The organism is Paraburkholderia sp. SIMBA_054, from assembly GCF_046534875.1.
GTDB classification, from domain to species: domain Bacteria; phylum Pseudomonadota; class Gammaproteobacteria; order Burkholderiales; family Burkholderiaceae; genus Paraburkholderia; species Paraburkholderia hospita.
In genome coordinates this window covers 63,223-78,112 of the sequence record NZ_JAWRXV010000011.1, presented here as the reverse complement: position 1 = coordinate 78,112, position 14,890 = coordinate 63,223, and the positions used below count along the sequence as shown (strand labels likewise).

Genomic DNA, 14,890 nt, shown 5'->3' with positions numbered 1-14,890 from the left:
GACCGCCGCTTATGACCTTCCTCACCCTGCAAGGCCTCTCGAAGCGCTACGGCGACTTCACTGCCGTCGAGCATATCGATTTGTCCGTCGAACGCGGCGAGTTTCTGTCGCTGCTGGGCCCGTCCGGCTGCGGCAAGACGACCACGCTGCAGATGATCGCCGGCTTCGCCACGCCGAGCGCGGGCCGCATCACGCTCGCTGGCCGCGACATCACGCACGAGCGCCCCGAAAAGCGCGGCATGGGCGTGGTGTTCCAGAGCTACGCGCTGTTTCCGCACATGACGGTGGCGGGCAACGTTGGCTTCGGTCTGGAAATGCGCAACATGAAGCGCGACGAGCGCGCGGTGCGCGTCGCCGAAGCGCTCGATCTGGTGCGTCTGAAGGGGCTCGACGCTCGCTATCCGAAGGAACTGTCGGGCGGCCAGCGCCAGCGCGTCGCCATCGCGCGTGCTCTGGCGATGCGCCCCGAACTGCTGTTGCTCGACGAACCGATGTCGAATCTCGACGCGAAGCTGCGCGAGGAAATGCATATCGAACTGCGCGCGATCCAGAAGCGCCTCGGCATCACGACGATCCTCGTCACGCACGATCAGGTCGAAGCGATGACGATGAGCGATCGCATCGCCGTGCTGCACAAAGGGCGCATCGCGCAACTGAGCACGCCGTTCGATGCGTACGAGCGCCCCGCAACGCCGTTCGCGTCGACGTTTCTCGGCCGCACGAATACGCTGCCCGGTGAAGTACTGGGACGCAATCCGCGCTGCGCGGTCGTGGACGTCGCGGGTACGACGCTGCATGTGCCGCACGAAGGCCGCGAGGTGGAAGGCGCGGTGCACGTGTATATCCGCCCCGAGAAAGTGCGTCTCGCGAATGGCGATGCGCGCATGCACGGGCGCATCGCGAACCGTGTGTTCATCGGCAATCAATGGCTGCTCGAAGTCGACACCGAACTCGGCATGCTGCGTGTCGCGCAGCCGAATTACGGCGCGCCGCCGCCCGAGGAAGGCCACGAAGTCGGCCTCGCTTTCACCGACGACGATCTGCGCGTGCTGACCCGGGAGAGCGCCCATGGCAACGCTTGACGACTCGCGCGCGGGCGCCGCGCCGTGGCTGCTCTCTGCGCCCGCGCTGCTGCTGTTCGGCGCACTCCTTCTCGTGCCGCTCGTGCTGACGCTGCTGCTGTCGTTTCGCGTCTTCAGCGACGTGGCGGGCGTGCAGACCGCGTACACGCTCAAAAACTACGCCGAGGTCGTGAGCGATCCGTACTACGGGGAAATTTTTCTGCGCACGGCGGGCCTCGCGCTCGCGGTGACGCTGCTGAGCGTGCTGCTCGGGGTGCCGGAAACTATCGTGCTCGCACGCATGAAGCGGCCGTGGCAGTCGCTGTGCCTGCTGATCGTGCTCGGACCGCTGCTGATCTCCGTCGTCGTGCGCACGCTCGGCTGGCAGATCCTGCTCGGCAACAACGGCGTGCTCAACAACGCGTTGCAGGCCTTGCACATCACGTCCGAGCCGATCCGCCTCGTCTTCACGATGACGGGCATGATCATCGCGCTCACGCATGTGCTGGTGCCGTTCATGGTGATGTCCGTGTGGGCGACGCTGCAAAAGCTCGATCCACAGGTCGAATGGGCCGGGCTGTCGCTCGGCGGCTCGCCGCTGCGCGTGTTTCGCCGCGTGGTGCTGCCGCAGATCATGCCCGGCGTGCTGTCCGGCTCGATCATCGTGTTCGCGCTGTCCGCTTCGGCATTCGCGACGCCTGCGCTGATCGGCGGGCGCCGTCTGAAAGTCGTCGCGACGGCCGCCTACGACGAATTCCTCGGCACGCTGAACTGGCCGCTCGGGGCGAGCATCGCGGTGCTGCTGCTGATCGCGAACGTCGCGATCGTGATGGGTTGCAGCCGTCTCGCCGAACGCCGTTTCAAGCACATTTTCGAGTGACGCCATGAAACAGAACGGATTCTGGGGCCTGCTGTTCAACGCGCTGTTCCTCACTTTCATCCTCGCGCCGCTCGTCGTGGTGCTGCTGGTCGCGTTCACCGACAAGGGCTTTATCTCGATGCCGTTCGACGGCGCGTCGCTGCGCTGGTTTCGCGCGATTCTGGAGAACGGCGACATCGTGTCGGCGTTCTGGCTCTCGGTGCGGCTCGCGTTCGCGGCGGCGACCATCGGCGTCGCGCTCGCGGTGCCTGCCGCGCTCGCGATTGCGCGTTACCGCTTTACGGGCCGCGCCGCGCTGATGAGCTTCTTCCTCTCGCCGATGATGATTCCCGCCGTCGTGCTCGGCATCGCGTTCCTGCGCTTCCTGTCCATGCTGCATCTGAGCGGCTCGTTCTGGGCGCTCGTCGCGACGCACGTGATCGTCGTGCTGCCGTATGCGCTGCGGCTCGCGCTGTCGTCGGCTGTCGGGCTCGACCGCGACGCTGAGCGCGCCGCGCTGTCGTGCGGCGCGAGCCGCTTCACCGCGTTTCGCCGCGTCGTGCTGCCGATGATCCGCACGGGCGTCGCGGGCGGCTGGGTGCTGTCGTTCATCCAGAGCTTCGACGAACTGACGATGACCATTTTCGTCGCGACGCCCGGCACGACCACGTTGCCCGTCGCTATGTACAACCAGATCGCGCAGACCATCGATCCCCTCGTCGCATCTGTCTCGGCGGTGTTGATCGTCGGCACGGTTCTGCTGATGGTGCTGCTCGACCGCATGGTCGGACTGGACCGCATCCTGATCGGAGAAGCACGATGACCCGCAACTCATCCGTCAATCCCGACGTGCTCGTGCTGGGCGGCGGGCTGGTCGGTTCCGCCGTCGCCTGGGGCCTTGCGCGCGAAGGCGCGCAAGTGACCGTGCTCGATCAGGACGACGGCGCGTTTCGCGCGTCGCGCGGCAATTTCGGGCTGGTATGGATCCAGGGTAAGGGCTATGGCCTGTCGCCTTACGCGCGCTGGTCGCGCAGTTCGGCCACGCGCTGGCCCGCGCTCGCCGCGGCGCTGCTCGACGAAACGGGTATCGACGTGGCGCTGCGCCAGCCTGGCGGCTTTCACTTCTGCTTCTCCGACGACGATCTCGCCGACCGCGCGAAGCGGCTCGGCACGCTGCAACGCGAATTGGGCGACTACCCGTATCAGTTGCTAGATGCGCGCGAAGTGCGCGAGCGCCTGCCGCAGATCGGGCCGGACGTGATCGGCGCGAGCTATACGCCGATGGATGGGCACGTCAATCCGCTCAAGCTGCTGCGCGCATTGCACACAGGCATACAGCAGCGCGGCGTGAAGCTCGTCAACAACGAGGAAGCGCTGCGCATCACGCCCGACAGCGGCGGCTTCGCCGTGCAGGGCAAGCGCGGCACGTATCGCGCGGCGCGCGTGGTGCTCGCGGCGGGCCTCGGCAATCGCGCGCTCGCGCCGCATGTCGGTCTGCATGCGCCCGTCGCGCCGAACCGCGGCCAGGTGCTGATCAGCGAGCGCGTCGCGCCATTTCTGCATTACCCGACGCTCAATGTCCGGCAAACGGACGAAGGCACCGTGCAATTCGGCGATTCGATGGAAGAAGTCGGCTTGAACGATTTCACCACCACGCACGTACTGTCCGACATCGCGCGGCGCGGCGTGCGCGCGTTCCCGATGCTGAAGAACGTGCGGCTGGTCCGCACATGGGCCGCGCTGCGGGTCTACAGCCCGGACGGCTTTCCGATCTACGACCAGTCGGCGGTGCATCCGGGCGCCTTCGTCGTCACCTGCCACAGCGGCGTAACGCTCGCCGCCGCGCACGCGCTGCGCATCGCGCCGTGGATCACCGGCGGCGCGATGCCCGACGAGCTTCCCGCGTTTTCCGGCACGCGCTTCACCGAATCCCCTGCTCTCATTCCCGCTCACTGATTCCGACATGACTTCCACACCGCTATTCAAGGCCCTGCCCGGCGCCGATGCGCCCGTCGATATCTGGTTCAACGATCAGCCGCTGCGCGTGCCGGGCGGCCGGTCGGTGGCCGCGGCGCTGCTTGCTTCCGGCATTGCGCGGTTTCGCGCGACGCCCGTGTCCGGCGCACCGCGCGCGCCGTATTGCATGATGGGCGCGTGCTTCGAGTGTCTGGTCGAGATCGACGGCGTGCCGAGCCGGCAAAGCTGCATGGTGACCGTGCGCGACGGCATGCGCATCCGCTCGCAGGAAGGCGCGCGCGATCTGCCGCCCATCGCTGTTTCGCTGGAGGATGCTCATGGCCGCTGAACACGCCGCAGAGTTTGTGTCCGAAGCCGTCGATGTCGTCGTGGTCGGCGCCGGTCCCGCCGGCATGAGCGCGGCGACGCGCGCAGCGCGCGCCGGTCTTTCCGTCGTGCTGCTGGACGAGCAGGATGCCGTCGGCGGACAGATCTATCGCGCGATTGGCCGTGCCGACGCGCGCCGCAAGGAGATACTCGGCCCCGACTACGCAGCGGGGGCCGCGATTGCCGACGCGTTCGCGCGCTCCGGCGCGCGGCATGTCGCGCATGCATCCGTGTGGCAGGTCACGCGTGAGCGGTCCGTGCATTACCTGGAGGACGGCAAGGTCGGCAGCTTCGACGCGCAGCGCGTGATTCTCGCGACGGGCGCGCTGGAACGTCCGTTCCCGATTCCCGGCTGGACGCTGCCCGGCGTGCTGACGGCGGGCGCCGCGCAGATCCTGCTGAAAAGCGCGGGCGAAGTGCCCGCCGAGCCGCCCGTTCTCGCCGGCTGCGGCCCGCTGCTCTATCTGCTCGGCTGGCAATACGTGAGAGCGGGCGTGCCGATCCGCGCGCTCGTCGACACGACGCGCCATGAGGACCGCTGGCGCGCGAAGAAGCATCTGCTGTCCGCGCTGCGTGCGTGGCCGTTTCTCGGCAAGGGGCTGCAACTGATCCGCACGCTGCGCGACGCCGGTGTCCGGATCTTCGAGGCCGCCGACGATCTGCGCGTCGAATCGAAGCAGGACGCCGATGGCGTCGAGCGCGCCGCCGCGCTGAGCTTCACGACGCAGGGCCGCGCGCACAAGGTGGAAGCGAGCGTGATCCTGCTGCATCAGGGCGTCGTGCCGAACACGCAATTCACGCTCTCGCTGCGCGCGCAACACCACTGGGACACGGCGCAGCTATGCTTCGCGCCGACCACGGATGCATGGGGCGAACTCGACGTGCCGGGCATCTTTATCGCGGGCGACGGCGGGGGCATCGGCGGCGCGCTTGCTGCCGCCGAACAGGGCGCGTTGAGCGCGCTCCAGGCCGTGTGCCAGCTCGGCGCGATCGACGCGTCCACGCGCGACAGTGAAGCGGCGCCGCATCGCCGCGCGCTGGCGAACGTGATGCGCATCCGTCCGTTTCTTGACAGCCTGTACCGCCCGCGCGACGCAAACCGCATTCCGAGCGACGACGTGATCGTCTGCCGCTGCGAAGAAGTCACAGCGGGCGACGTGCGCGGCTTCGTCGAACTGGGCTGCCTCGGGCCGAACCAGGCGAAGTCGTTTGGACGCTGCGGGATGGGGCCGTGCCAGGGGCGGATGTGCGGGCTGACCGTCACCGAGATCATCGCGGACGCGCGCAAGGTGCCGCCGGGCGAAGTCGGCTACTACCGCATCCGTCCGCCCATCAAGCCGCTCACGCTCGGAGAACTCGCCGGTGAATGACGCCGCCATGTCCCCTTCCGCCGACATGCGCGAAGCCGATGTGCTCGTGATCGGCGGCGGCCTGCACGGATCGAGCAGCGCATTTCATCTGGCTGCGCGCGGCGCGAAAGTGATCGTGCTCGAAGCCGATTACGTCGCACGGCACTCGTCGGGCGTCAACGCGGGCGGCGTGCGCACGCTCGGACGGCCTGTGCCGGAAATTCCGCTGGCGCTGATGTCGCGCGAAATCTGGCACACGTTGCGCGACACGATCGGCGACGACGGCGGCTTCGTGCCTTCTGGCCAGTTGAAGATCGCGGAGACGGACGCAGAACTCGACGAATGCCGCGAACGCGTCGCGCTGCTCGAAGCGCATGGCTTCACGCACGAAAGGCTGATCGACCGCGCGACCGTGCTCGAACTCGAGCCCGCTCTCGCGCCGCACGTGACGGGCGGCATCTGGGTCGAGCGCGACGGCTACGCGTTGCCGTTCAGGACCACGACGTCCTTCCGGCTCGCCGCGCAGCGACATGGCGCACAGTTCTTCGAAGGCACGCCCGTGATCCGCATCGAACAACGCGGCACACGCTGGCTTGCGCAGACGCCGCACGGCACGTTCAGCGCGGAAAAGCTCGTCATCACGGCGGGCGCGTGGGCGGGCCAACTGGCCGAGCAGGTCGGCGAACGCGTGCCCGTTCATCCCGAAGGGCTGATGCTGATGGTGACGCATCGCGTCGCGCCGTTCTGCCGCGCGACGCTCGGCGCAACGGGACGGCCGCTGTCGTTCAAGCAGTTTGACAACGGCACGGTCGTGATCGGCGGCAAGCTGATCGGTATTGCCGACCTCGATGGACGGCACGGCGAGGTCGACTTCGCGCGGCTCGTTCGCAGCGCGAATACCGTTGTCGATCTGTTTCCGCATTTGCGGCATCTTGGCGTGAATCGCGCGTGGGCGGGCGTCGAAGCCTTCACCGACGACGCGTTGCCCGTGATCTCGGCGAGCCGTCGCGCGTCGAATCTCGTCTACTCGTTCGGCTATTGCGGCAGCGGGTTTCAGCTCGGACCGGCATGCGGGCGGCTCGTCTCCGAGCTGGTGCTCGACGGCAAGGCTTCGTTGCCGCTCGATGCATTCGCGATCGACCGCTTCGCGCGGCAGGTCGCCTCCGAGCGGACGGCGAGCGCCGTCGCTCATTGAATTGCTTTACGCGCGCCCTGTCCGGCGCGCTTTCCACCACTTCAACCAGGGAGCAAATGAAGGTATGTCCGATATCGTGAGAATCGAAACGAATCAGCGCATGAGCCGTGTCGTCAAGGCGGCGGGGCTTGTGTTCATCGGCGGCCAGACGTCGAACGATCACGCGGCTGATGTGAAGATCCAGACAGCAAGCGTGCTGGCGAAGATCGACGGCTTTCTGGAGAAGGCTGGCATCGACAAAACGCGCCTCGTGTCGGCTCAGGTGTGGGTCGCGAATATCGAGCGCGATTTCGCGGGCATGAACAGCGTGTGGGACGCGTGGGTCGCGCCCGGCTGCGCGCCGACCCGCGCGACCGTCGAGGCGAAGCTCGCCGCGCCTGAGCTGCTGGTCGAGATCGCCGTCGTCGCGCTGGCGTAGCGGCGGCGCTTCGAAGCAGGCGCCGTGCGCCTACGCGTTCGCCACGCGATACGTGCCCCGGCCCGCCTGCTTCGCGGTATACAACGCCTGATCCGCGCGCCGGATCAGGCCGTCGACGGAATCGTCGTTCGCCGCCAGCGCAATGCCGACGCTGGTGCCAATGCTGACGGCCTCGCCCGTCGACAGGTGATACGGCAGCGCGATGTCGCGGATCACCCGCTGAGCCAGCGCGACAACGGAAGGTAGCGTGGTGTGGTCGGCGATGATCGCGAACTCGTCGCCGCCCAGGCGGGCGACCAGTTCGCCCGGACGCAGCACGCGCGACAGCCGCGAGGCGACCGTCTCCAGCACCTCGTCGCCCGCGCAATGGCCGAGCCGGTCGTTGACCTGCTTGAAACCGTCCAGGTCCAGATACATCATCGCGATCGCATCGCCCTTCATCCGCGCGCGGTCCAGCAGGATCTGCTCCAGCCGGTCGCGCAGCTCGCGGCGGTTCGGCAGCCCCGTCAGCGCGTCGTGCCGCGCGAGGTGCAGGATCTTTGCCTCCGTCTGGCGCCGCTCCGTCACGTCCTCGATGATGATGACGGCGCTGCCGTCCGGCACCGGGTTGCGGGTCAATTCCAGCTGGCGGCCGTCCTGGAGTTCGAGGCCCATCGGGCTGCGCTCGTCGCCGAGCCATGCGCTGAACCGTTCGACGAGCCGCTTGCGCAGCGTCCCGCCGAACTGCGCGATGCCGACGTGGCCGATGAACTCGGGCAGCGGCACGTTGAGCTTGAGCATCTCGACGGTCGCGCCGAAAAGCTCCGCCGTGCGGCGGTTGGCGATCACGACCTTGCCCGCTCCGTCGACGGTGCAGAGACCATGCGGCATGTAGGCCAACGCGGCGTCGAAGCGCGCGGCCAGTTCGGCGTGCCGCTGTTCGGCCGTCATCAGCGCGACGAGGCCGTGATAGTGGCGCCGCACGACCGACACCATTGCCGCGTTGTACGCGATGAGCGGCGGCACGAGAATCCATGCACCGCTTTGCGGCGCGATCAGCGCACCAATGCCGATGGGCACCGTGCCGAGAAAGATCTGCGCGATCGCAAGCCGCGGCAGCGCCGCGTTGCGCGACGCGATGCCGCCGAGGATGCCTGCCGCGACCATGATCGCGAGCGTGGCCAGTTCCTTGTCCGGTGACAGAAAGCACGCCGCCGTGCCGAGGCCGAGCAGCAGGCAGGCAATCAGGCTGACGGGCGCGTAGCGGGCGGCCCACGGGCCGGGATGCACCTCACCGACGCGGCTGCGCGCCACATAGAGGCGCACGATCCCGAGGCGTGCGGCCAGCAGGGCGATATCGGCGACCAGCCAGAGCGCCGTCCATGTCTGATGCAGCCGGAAACACGCAACCACCGCCACGAAAATGCTGGAGATGCCCGACAGGAACAACGGCCATGCGTTGTCGAACAGCGCGGACAGCAGCGCTGCGCGCACCGACGGACTGACAACGGCCTTCTCTGGCGTGGGCGTCGCCAGTAGCGAATCGAACATGGAAGTTTTCTCGGACATGGCTCGGCCGTGGTCGGGACGCTGCATTCCGGCCCATCGCGGGGCAAGCTTTGCTCTCTGAATTAACGGCCTGAAAATGCGGGTCTTGAGTCAGGTAAACGCGACGCAAGCGGCAGGTGACGCATGATGCCGTAGTTTTGGCCGCTCGTGCTGGCCGCGTGTATATGTTACTGACGCAAAATTCCGTTGAGCGCGCATCCGTCTGCAATCCCGGAGACTGACGTTTCCGTGAGAGTCGAGCATGCGGTGAAAGAACGACTGCGGCGCATCGTCGTCGAACAACCTCGCGACGACGAAGTCCTGATCGGGTCGGTCTGCGCGCAGGAGCGCTAACGGCAATTCACAGCCGATAACGCCCGAAGGAGAGATAAAGCGATTGCCGCCTCAAGCCACGCCGATGGTGTGAACATCAGCACGGCCGCCGACAGGCATTGATGCGCGCCGTCAACGATGAACGTGCTCATCGCGGGCAGGCAAAGCAAAACCTTTTGCCTGCTCGCGATCCTGCAGGTTCACGGCGGCAATCACCGTATTGCGTGGAATCAGGATTTTCAGGCCATCGACTTCCGCTTCGCACATGCCTTCGCTTGCGTCGAAGGTGTCGCACGTCATCTGGCTCCAGTCGTCCTCTTTCGGATGCTCGCTGAATACGTCGTGTGAAACGTTGCGCCAGTAAGCGCCGTGCAGAATGACAAGCCATGCCATCACGACCTCGATCAGAAAATTCCGCTAGTGAACGTCGCTCGTTCACGCGGCGGATGCGCCCGACGGATTGCGCAGCGACCAGATGCCAGGCGTGTTTCTAAGCATCCAGTTACCACAGACGGTGCAACGGTATTCGTCATAGCGTTCGGCGGGAGACGCCGGCGACACCCTGGCGTCAGAACCCATGGCGCTCAAATCGCCATGCGGCGGCGCTGACGACGGCTTTCCGGCTAAAGCCTTGCATGCGTCGCATGGTTTCATCTGCGTGCCTCGCGTTATGCCACGCGCTCAACTCTTGCGCGACGTCTTCGCGACGAAAGGCGTCGGTGCGTGCTGCACCTTGTCGCTTCCGCATTTAGGACATTTCAGCTGCGCCGTCGCATGTTCTGCGACGTGCTCCGCGTGCTCGAACTTTTCCCCACAACTCTCGCAACGATACTGATAGGTCGGCATGCTGATTCTCCGATGCGGAAGAATTGGATGCGGATGCGAAAACGCATACGGCAGTAACCCATTCTAGTGCGGCATGCATCGATTGAAGGGTTTTTCGTATCGCGTATGGGTGCTGGGTATGCGCTCAGCATCGGAGATTACTTTTTCTGCACTCACGTTCGGATATCGATACCCGTTTGAATAAATGGGCACTTAAAATTTGCTGCATCGCCAATGCACGATTTACTCAATTATCCGATCGATCGACGTCAGGAGAACCTATCGCATGCTCGACAGACGAATACGACTACGCGCCCTGTTCTTCGGCGCGTTCATTGCGATGATCGCATCGGTCTGTCATGCGCAATACACGACCGACTGGCTCGCGAATACTTATGGCACGCTTGCGTCGCACGTGGGCAATGCCGCGCGTTCGATGTGGGTCGCGCCAGAAGGCGTCGTCTATACAGCTTCGATGTGGGACGAGAACGAAGGCGGCGTCGCGATTTACCAGAACGGACGAAGCGTCGGATCGATTGGTATCCATAGCGAGTTCCAGGGCGGCGCCATTACGGGCAATGCGACATCGATTTTTGCGGCGATGCAGGTGGGCACGCAATACGGCAGCGGCGGCGTCGGCCGCTACAACCGCGCGACAGGCACACGCGATCTCGTCATCAACGTCAGCACCTGGAACGCGGTGACCCGCGCCGATGCGATCACGGGACTCGCGACAGCCGGCTCGCTGCTCTATGCGAGCGATTTCTTCGGCAATCGCGTGCGCGTCTTCACGACGGATGGCGCATGGCAACAGGACTTCAGCGTCGCTGGACCTGGGGCGCTCGCGCTGGATAGCGCGGGCAATGTCTGGGTGGCGCGCAAGAGCGCGAGCGCCATCGTCGAATACGGTCCCACGGGCGCCTTGCTGAACACGATCCAGATGGCCGCGACTTCGCGTCCTTCCGCTTTGTACTTCGATGCATCGACGGGCCTGCTGATGGTCGGCGACGAAGGCCCCGACATGAACATCAAGCTCTACAGCTTGTCAGGCGCGCCGCAACTGGCGGGCACGTTCGGCGTTCAGGGCGGCTATCTCGACACGACGACGGGCATCAAAGGCCAGGTCGGCGACAAGCGCTTCACGCGTATCGAAGGCATCGGCAGGGACTCGGCCGGCAATCTGTATGTGCTCAACAATCCGTGGGGCGGCGGCTGGGATCTCGGCCGCAACGGCGGCACGGACATTCACGCATATAACAGCGCGGGCACCCTGCAGTGGAAGCTGCAATCGCTCAACTTCGAAGCCGTCGCGGCGCCTGACCCCGTGACGGATGGCGCGTTGTTCTATAGCGGCACGAACATCTATTCGGGCACGGCGGGCGGCACTTTCGTCGCGAATACCGTCGATCCTTTCTCGTATCCCAACGACCCGCGCCTCAACGTCAACGACACGCAACGCGACGAGCACTTTGGCCAGCTCGTCAGCGTCGGCGGCAACCGGATTCTCGTTGCGTCAGGACAGAATCCGGCCATCTTCTACTTCTTCCATTTCGAACCGTCGAAGGGTTATGTCGCGGTGCCGGATGCGTCGCTGCCAGGTACAACGTTCAATACGACGCGCCCGGTGACAGGCGGCTTCAGCATCGACAGCAAAGGCGACGTGTGGGCCGGGCTCGATCGCACGAATCACATCTATCACTATCCGCTGACGGGTTTCGATGGATATGGCAAGCCGGCATGGGGACCGGGCATTGCTTTGCCGATTCCGATGAGCATCCGCCCATTGACGCGCCTCATCTATCTCGCCGAAAGCGACACGATGATTCTTGCGCAAGGTATCGCAGGCAGTTGGGACTGGACCGCGATGAATACGCGGATCGAGGTGTATCACGGCTGGAGCGCGGGCAACATGACGCGGCCCGACCCGGTGATCAATCTCACCAGCGCAAATGCGAAATCGATGACGGCGGCGGGCAACTATCTGTTCATCGGATACGTGCACACGGTGCCCAACATCGACGCGTTCAATCTCACCACGGGCCGCCTCGACGCGACGCTGACCAATTCGAACCCGGGTAATGTGGACGTCGGCAACGATGTCGACTCGATGTATGGCCTGCGGGCGTACCTCAGATCGACTGGCGAGTATGTGGTCACGAAAGACAACTACAACGGATCGAGCATCATTGTTTATCGCTGGACGCCGTGATGTCTTTGCGCAAGGGCAGCGCCGCCGTTGTGGTTCAGGCCGCGGGCGCGCCCGGCACGTCCGGTGTGTACTTGCGCAGCCGCTGCGAAATGACGTGCGAAGGCTTTTCGATGATCCGGTAGAACGCGTAGCTGAGCGCGAAGGCCAGCGCCACTTCGACGAACCATGCGTAGCGCGAGCTTTCGTCGAATGTCGTCATTTCGAGCAGCGCGAGCGCCGTCTTGTGGCAAAGATAAAGGCTGTACGACCACGCGCCGCATGCAGCCAGCATCGTCCACGAACGGGATTGTGACGGCGTCGCGGTTTCCGTCGCGATCCAGATCGCCGCGAGAATTTGAAATACTGGCAGCGTGATGTCCGGTGTGATCAGCGGCAGCATTGCAGGCTTGAGACTCGATTCCGACAGCAGAATCATCACGGCTGCGCCTGCGGCAACAACCACCGTCCTCAGCACCACGAGATGGTTGCCAAGCAGACGCGTGCTCGCATCCAGGCCTCGCCTCATCGCCATCGTCAGCGGCGAATACGCGCCACGAATCTGAAACTGCGCCGCGTTGCGCTGCGTCTCCGCGATCAGGCAGCCTGAAATCCAGCCGGCAGCGTACAGCAATGCCGTGCCCGGAATGCGATAGGTTTCATAGACGCAACCATGACAAACGGGATGCCCGAACAGCCGCACGCATGCAACCATCGCAGCCGCCGTCAACGCACAACCGACGATCATTTCGCCGATATAGTGAAAGCGCGGCCGCAAAAGCGGATAAACCGCGTAATACACCATCTCGCAGTAAAGCGACCACAACACCGATTCCAGATAGTTCTGCCCCGTTGGCAATGGCTGAACGACGCATAGCAGAACGACGAGCGGCAATCCAATACGGATGAATCGCGACGCATAATAGTTGACTGGCTTGAGCGCGACGTCCTTATGATATGCCGCGTGAATGCAATAGCCGGAAATCACAAAGAACACGATGACAGCGGCGGGTCCGGCGAACAATGCGGTCGATCCGGACCACAGCGCGCCGCCGAGAAACGAAAGCCGATGCGGCAAGAGTTCGCGGAAAAGAGGCGGCTTGAAGTGGTACATCAGTACCCAGAACGCCGCAAGAAAGCGAATGCCGTCGATCTTTAAAGATTTTCCGGAATTGGCCGACGCCGGCAGCTTCAAGGTACTCGCCATTTTTTCGCCCCATTTATTACGGCTGCGCCGATCTTATCGTCGCAGCCGATAACAAAAATGGAAAATAATTGGCGAAATTAAATAGCGCCACTCGAGGCTTGAATGCTCGAGCGGCGCTTGCAGCAATTACATCGGCGGCGCAACGCCATCCTTCTCGACGACGACACGCTGTGCGACGTAGCTACCCTGCGAAGCCGGCGTCGCGACGACGAACACCTTCTTGCCCGGCGTCAGATCGCCGTGCGTGGCAGGCGTGAACGTCACGATGGGAACATTCGGCGGTACGGTCACGTCGTTGCTGCCGCCTTTGTACGACAGCTTCAGGTCGCGCCCGCTCGTGCTCTGCACCACAGTGTCGACGTTCGCATTGGTCATCGAACTGTTCGGCCCGAGGTCCCAGTCGTAGTGCCCTTCACCCGTGCCGCGCGCGGACTCCGGGAATACCACGACTTCCGTTGCCGTCAGCTTGCCATCCGTGCCCGTGGTCGCAGCTGTGCCGATGAACGAGCCCGGCTTGATATCGGACAGTTGAATTGCCTTGACGGCCGAAACGGTCACGGCCGGCTTCACTTCGATCGACACCGTGTCGCCGCTGCGGCGATGGACCTTGAGCGTGTCGCCGTCGAGCGACACGATTTCGCCGCGGATGCGCGAGGGCTTGGTCGCGGGCGTCTGCGCGAACGCAGCCGTGGCAAGCGTGGCTGTCAGAAGTGTGGCGCCGAGTTTGATGCGGAAAGACATGGAAGCTCCCAACGGTTGGTTTAGGTGTAGCGAGAGAGAACAACGTCATTGCGTCACGAACCGCCGAACCAGTTGTAGCCCTGGTTCTCCCAGTAGCCGCCCGGGTACTGGTTCGTGATTTCGATAGCGACGATATGCTTCGGATTCTTGTAGCCGAGTTTGGTCGGCATGCGCAGTTTCATCGGAAAGCCGTACTTCGGCGGCAACACGTCGTTGTCGTAAGTGAGCGTGAGCAGCGTCTGCGCATGCAGCGCGGTCGGCATGTCGATGCTGGTCCAGTAGTTGTCTGCGCAACGTAGCGACACATACTTGGCGCTAGTATCCGCGCCCGCGCGGCGCAGGAAATCGGAGAAGCGCACGCCGCCCCAATGCCCGATCGCACTCCATCCTTCGATACAGATATGCCGCGTGATCTGGCTTTCCTGCGGCAGCGCGCGCAGTTCGTCGAGCGTCCACACGCCCTTGCCGTGCGCGAGTCCACCTACCTGCAGGCGGTAAGACGCGGCGTCCACTTCGGGCACGTCGTCGATGTCATAGAACGCGTTGAACGGAAACGGACGCGTGATCATCGACTCGGGATAGGTCGGCGCGAGTTTGTTCGGGTCGAACAGCAGGGCCTGCACGTCGTCGTTGAAGAACGAAATGCGGCGCAATGCCGTGTTCACTGCTTTGTCGTTGGTCAGATCGCAACCGGACAACATCGCGATGCCACCGAGCGTTAGCAGCCGCTGCCCGAACAGTCGTCGCGCGGGTGATTTGAGTTCGCGCTGTGCATCGCGGATGATCGACTCGCCGTGTGTCGCGAGAAAAGAGCCTGGCTGCGGGGTGCGTTTGCGGATCGTCATGA

Annotated in this window: 15 protein-coding genes; 9 read left to right on the top strand and 6 right to left on the bottom strand. The window is 64.3% G+C overall.

Annotated elements, in window-relative coordinates; genetic code table 11:
* The first annotated feature begins 11 nt into the window (after positions 1 to 11).
* From SB822_RS15645 to SB822_RS15610, 8 genes are all read left to right on the top strand, one after another.
* Positions 12 to 1,082: an ABC transporter ATP-binding protein gene (locus SB822_RS15645; protein ID WP_410855127.1), complete on the top strand. Its 1,071-nt coding sequence runs from the start codon at positions 12 to 14 to the stop codon at positions 1,080 to 1,082.
* Complete coding sequence (locus tag SB822_RS15640) at positions 1,069 to 1,941, top strand: ABC transporter permease (RefSeq protein WP_410855126.1); 873 nt, start codon at positions 1,069 to 1,071, stop codon at positions 1,939 to 1,941. Before SB822_RS15645 ends, SB822_RS15640 begins: the two co-directional genes overlap by 14 nt.
* A 4-nt stretch (positions 1,942 to 1,945) precedes the next feature.
* Positions 1,946 to 2,743 carry an ABC transporter permease gene (locus SB822_RS15635; protein WP_007585148.1) on the top strand — a complete coding sequence of 266 codons (798 nt, stop codon included), beginning with the start codon at positions 1,946 to 1,948 and terminating at the stop codon, positions 2,741 to 2,743.
* Positions 2,740 to 3,876, top strand: coding sequence for an NAD(P)/FAD-dependent oxidoreductase (locus tag SB822_RS15630; protein WP_410855125.1), 1,137 nt, complete (start codon positions 2,740 to 2,742; stop codon positions 3,874 to 3,876). Before SB822_RS15635 ends, SB822_RS15630 begins: the two co-directional genes overlap by 4 nt.
* 7 nt (positions 3,877 to 3,883) lie before the next feature.
* Positions 3,884 to 4,225, top strand: coding sequence for a (2Fe-2S)-binding protein (locus SB822_RS15625; protein ID WP_007730857.1), 342 nt, complete (start codon positions 3,884 to 3,886; stop codon positions 4,223 to 4,225).
* Positions 4,215 to 5,633, top strand: a complete 1,419-nt coding sequence (locus SB822_RS15620) for an FAD-dependent oxidoreductase (protein ID WP_410855124.1) — start codon at positions 4,215 to 4,217, stop codon at positions 5,631 to 5,633. Before SB822_RS15625 ends, SB822_RS15620 begins: the two co-directional genes overlap by 11 nt.
* A 7-nt stretch (positions 5,634 to 5,640) precedes the next feature.
* Positions 5,641 to 6,807, top strand: coding sequence for an NAD(P)/FAD-dependent oxidoreductase (locus SB822_RS15615; protein ID WP_410855123.1), 1,167 nt, complete (start codon positions 5,641 to 5,643; stop codon positions 6,805 to 6,807).
* Between the two features lie 64 nt (positions 6,808 to 6,871).
* Complete coding sequence (locus tag SB822_RS15610) at positions 6,872 to 7,225, top strand: RidA family protein (protein WP_114223256.1); 354 nt, start codon at positions 6,872 to 6,874, stop codon at positions 7,223 to 7,225.
* Between the two features lie 30 nt (positions 7,226 to 7,255).
* Here SB822_RS15610 and SB822_RS15605 read toward each other — a convergent pair whose 3' ends face one another.
* The 3 genes from SB822_RS15605 to SB822_RS15595 form a co-directional block, all read right to left on the bottom strand.
* Entirely contained in the window at positions 7,256 to 8,773 is a 1,518-nt protein-coding gene (locus SB822_RS15605; RefSeq protein WP_410855122.1) for a diguanylate cyclase domain-containing protein, read from the bottom strand.
* A 444-nt stretch (positions 8,774 to 9,217) separates the two neighbouring features.
* On the bottom strand, positions 9,218 to 9,478 hold the full coding sequence (locus SB822_RS15600) for a hypothetical protein (protein WP_007585162.1): 261 nt from the start codon (positions 9,476 to 9,478) through the stop codon (positions 9,218 to 9,220).
* A gap of 288 nt (positions 9,479 to 9,766) precedes the next feature.
* Positions 9,767 to 9,931 carry an FmdB family zinc ribbon protein gene (locus SB822_RS15595; RefSeq protein WP_007585164.1) on the bottom strand — a complete coding sequence of 55 codons (165 nt, stop codon included), beginning with the start codon at positions 9,929 to 9,931 and terminating at the stop codon, positions 9,767 to 9,769.
* A gap of 265 nt (positions 9,932 to 10,196) precedes the next feature.
* Between SB822_RS15595 and SB822_RS15590 the strand changes: the two genes are divergently transcribed.
* Complete coding sequence (locus tag SB822_RS15590) at positions 10,197 to 12,119, top strand: SMP-30/gluconolactonase/LRE family protein (RefSeq protein WP_410855121.1); 1,923 nt, start codon at positions 10,197 to 10,199, stop codon at positions 12,117 to 12,119.
* A gap of 34 nt (positions 12,120 to 12,153) precedes the next feature.
* On the opposite strand, the gene SB822_RS15585 is transcribed toward SB822_RS15590, so the two are convergent.
* The 3 genes from SB822_RS15585 to SB822_RS15575 all read right to left on the bottom strand — a co-directional run bounded on the left by SB822_RS15585 (position 12,154) and on the right by SB822_RS15575 (position 14,888).
* Positions 12,154 to 13,302 (bottom strand): acyltransferase family protein, encoded by a 1,149-nt coding sequence (locus tag SB822_RS15585; RefSeq protein WP_410855120.1) that lies wholly within the window; start codon positions 13,300 to 13,302, stop codon positions 12,154 to 12,156.
* Between the two features lie 126 nt (positions 13,303 to 13,428).
* Positions 13,429 to 14,043: a hypothetical protein gene (locus SB822_RS15580; RefSeq protein WP_007730872.1), complete on the bottom strand. Its 615-nt coding sequence runs from the start codon at positions 14,041 to 14,043 to the stop codon at positions 13,429 to 13,431.
* Positions 14,044 to 14,096: 53 nt separating this feature from the next.
* On the bottom strand, positions 14,097 to 14,888 hold the full coding sequence (locus SB822_RS15575) for a molybdopterin-dependent oxidoreductase (protein ID WP_410855119.1): 792 nt from the start codon (positions 14,886 to 14,888) through the stop codon (positions 14,097 to 14,099).
* Positions 14,889 to 14,890 lie beyond the last annotated feature (2 nt).

What these genes read in the sequence shown, in the direction of transcription:
- SB822_RS15645 (WP_410855127.1), top strand. Translation starts at nt 12, where the DNA reads ATGACCTTCCTCACCCTGCAAGGCCTCTCGAAGCGCTACGGCGACTTC.
- SB822_RS15640 (WP_410855126.1), top strand. Translation starts at nt 1,069, where the DNA reads ATGGCAACGCTTGACGACTCGCGCGCGGGCGCCGCGCCGTGGCTGCTC.
- SB822_RS15635 (WP_007585148.1), top strand. Translation starts at nt 1,946, where the DNA reads ATGAAACAGAACGGATTCTGGGGCCTGCTGTTCAACGCGCTGTTCCTC.
- SB822_RS15630 (WP_410855125.1), top strand. Translation starts at nt 2,740, where the DNA reads ATGACCCGCAACTCATCCGTCAATCCCGACGTGCTCGTGCTGGGCGGC.
- SB822_RS15625 (WP_007730857.1), top strand. Translation starts at nt 3,884, where the DNA reads ATGACTTCCACACCGCTATTCAAGGCCCTGCCCGGCGCCGATGCGCCC.
- SB822_RS15620 (WP_410855124.1), top strand. Translation starts at nt 4,215, where the DNA reads ATGGCCGCTGAACACGCCGCAGAGTTTGTGTCCGAAGCCGTCGATGTC.
- SB822_RS15615 (WP_410855123.1), top strand. Translation starts at nt 5,641, where the DNA reads ATGTCCCCTTCCGCCGACATGCGCGAAGCCGATGTGCTCGTGATCGGC.
- SB822_RS15610 (WP_114223256.1), top strand. Translation starts at nt 6,872, where the DNA reads ATGTCCGATATCGTGAGAATCGAAACGAATCAGCGCATGAGCCGTGTC.
- SB822_RS15605 (WP_410855122.1), bottom strand. Translation starts at nt 8,773, where the DNA reads ATGTCCGAGAAAACTTCCATGTTCGATTCGCTACTGGCGACGCCCACG.
- SB822_RS15600 (WP_007585162.1), bottom strand. Translation starts at nt 9,478, where the DNA reads ATGGCATGGCTTGTCATTCTGCACGGCGCTTACTGGCGCAACGTTTCA.
- SB822_RS15595 (WP_007585164.1), bottom strand. Translation starts at nt 9,931, where the DNA reads ATGCCGACCTATCAGTATCGTTGCGAGAGTTGTGGGGAAAAGTTCGAG.
- SB822_RS15590 (WP_410855121.1), top strand. Translation starts at nt 10,197, where the DNA reads ATGCTCGACAGACGAATACGACTACGCGCCCTGTTCTTCGGCGCGTTC.
- SB822_RS15585 (WP_410855120.1), bottom strand. Translation starts at nt 13,302, where the DNA reads ATGGCGAGTACCTTGAAGCTGCCGGCGTCGGCCAATTCCGGAAAATCT.
- SB822_RS15580 (WP_007730872.1), bottom strand. Translation starts at nt 14,043, where the DNA reads ATGTCTTTCCGCATCAAACTCGGCGCCACACTTCTGACAGCCACGCTT.
- SB822_RS15575 (WP_410855119.1), bottom strand. Translation starts at nt 14,888, where the DNA reads ATGACGATCCGCAAACGCACCCCGCAGCCAGGCTCTTTTCTCGCGACA.